Raw genomic sequence first — 1,842 nt, 5'->3', positions numbered from 1 at the left:
GGATTAGTCAGGGTGCATCTACTATTTCTTAATCCTTCATTGCTCTGTCTCGATCCGGAAGAAATTAGAAACGCTTCCCCATTTATAAGAGATAGACAAAATTGAACAAAAAAAAATCCCCAGCCGGTAGCTGAGGGATTAGTCAGGGTGCATCTACTATTTCTTAATCCTTCATTGCTCTGTCTCGATCCGGAAGAAATTAGAAATGGGTAGGCCAAATCAGAAGGCAAGTCGTGAAACCGTTTGACCCTGATCTAAACAAAATACCCCTTTCTAGCATACTTCCCTTTATATCCTATCCACCCGTACCTTCCATACCTCCCACACAGCCCACACTTCCCGCACGAAGTACCTCGCCCAATTGAGAACTGCTATAAACTTGGATAAGTTCTATATACCAGAAAGCACGATGGAAAGTATTAAAGTAATCTCCCATGTGGGGTCTGATGGCATTCTACATCTGGACGTTCCAGTAGGAATAACGAACGAAGAATTAGAAGTTATGGTGATTGTTAACCCATTAAAATCATCCTTAAAAGTAGAAACACCCCAAGGCTGGATGCCTGGTTTTTTTGAGGAAGTAATTGGGGGTTGGGCTGGAGAACCGTTACAGCGGGGGCAGCAAGAAGAATTTGAGACCAGGGAGAGTCTATTTTGACCACTAAATGCTTACCTAAAAATTCCCTAAAAATATCATGTCAAAATCAATATCTATCCAGTAATTTTCAATCCTCTTTGAGTGTTATCAAAGACACTAAATCGGTCTTTCCTAACTCTAGCCAGCCTGACTCCTGAGGTGGTTTTTCTATCGCCTTCTTCCTAGTTAGTTGCAGGGTTTGCCGCAGCAGCGGAAGAGTGCTTAAACCAATTAAAATAGCTACACTAAAGCTAATGACCGCATCCGCCTGAGGCCAGTTGAAAATTCCAACCGCCAAAGCAGCTATTATAGTGCCGATTGAGCCAACTACGTCTGCCAGTACATGCAAAAATGCACCACGGAGATTGAGGTCTTGCTCAGTATTTTCCCCTAGCCAATAGAGGTTAATGCTGTTGATCACTACCCCAATTAAGGCAGTGACTAGCATCGGGAAACTGAGGATTTCCTCAGGTGTCCCTTGCAGATGAGCGATCGCTTCTCGCCCAATCCATACAGACATAGCCACTAGACCGACAGATTAACAAGATCGCGAGTGTGGGGAGGGTGGGAAGATGGGGATATGGGGAGATGGGGAGATGGGGAGATCCAGCAATAGTAGGGCAAGAGGCATGCATGCTAGAGTTAATAAACTATAGCGCTGCATCACTACTCTTTGTTCCCTGTTCCCTGTTCCCTATTCCCTGCTCCCTGCTCCCTGCTCCCTAGAAACATGTACCTCACCCAATTAAAAACTTCTATGCTGTGTGTTAGGGATTGTAATTATTTACAAAAAATTAACAAGATCTTTTAGTTTTCTTTAAAACAAATATTATAACAGTTGTAAACTAATATTAGCTATCGTTTCTTGATGCAAAGCGCGAGTGGGAAACCCCCAAAACCGTAATGGTGCGTTTTCCTTGTCTTGATGCAGTCGCTCATGGGGGGAACCCCCAAGACCGCGCTGCATCGCTAGGCGAATTAAATTCGCCACGGGTCGCACCTCTGCATCGCTACAAAATAAAACTATTTCGGTGTCGCCATTAACAGTAGTTTTACTAAAATTTAAAGTGCTTTTGTAAATCAAATCTTATCTCCTTTATTAGACTTCGCGGCAGTTGTCGGGAACAGGGAACAGGGAACAGGGAACAGTGGATAAGAATTGACGCAAACACTATCAGAAAACTACTTTTGCAAGAGGTCTATTG

General features: G+C 43.5%; 4 protein-coding genes. 2 read left to right on the top strand and 2 right to left on the bottom strand.

What is annotated here, in order from left to right:
• Positions 1–409: 409 nt before the first annotated feature.
• A complete protein-coding gene (locus F6K53_RS39475) occupies positions 410–658 on the top strand; it encodes a hypothetical protein (protein ID WP_293085427.1) in 249 nt (82 codons plus the stop codon).
• A gap of 67 nt (positions 659–725) precedes the next feature.
• Here the strand turns inward: F6K53_RS39475 and F6K53_RS39470 are convergent, their stop codons facing one another.
• Positions 726–1,163, bottom strand: a complete 438-nt coding sequence (locus tag F6K53_RS39470; RefSeq protein WP_293085424.1) for a cation transporter — start codon at positions 1,161–1,163, stop codon at positions 726–728.
• A 62-nt stretch (positions 1,164–1,225) separates the two neighbouring features.
• Between F6K53_RS39470 and F6K53_RS39465 the strand changes: the two genes are divergently transcribed.
• On the top strand, positions 1,226–1,363 hold the full coding sequence (locus F6K53_RS39465) for a hypothetical protein (protein ID WP_293085421.1): 138 nt from the start codon (positions 1,226–1,228) through the stop codon (positions 1,361–1,363).
• Positions 1,364–1,466: 103 nt separating this feature from the next.
• Here F6K53_RS39465 and F6K53_RS39460 read toward each other — a convergent pair whose 3' ends face one another.
• Entirely contained in the window at positions 1,467–1,721 is a 255-nt protein-coding gene (locus tag F6K53_RS39460; protein ID WP_293085419.1) for a hypothetical protein, read from the bottom strand.
• Positions 1,722–1,842 lie beyond the last annotated feature (121 nt).

This window comes from Moorena sp. SIO4A1 (genome assembly GCF_010672065.1).
Taxonomy (GTDB): Bacteria; Cyanobacteriota; Cyanobacteriia; order Cyanobacteriales; family Coleofasciculaceae; genus Moorena.
The sequence above is the reverse complement of the archived record's forward strand: the minus strand, read 5'-3'. Positions and strand labels throughout refer to the sequence as shown.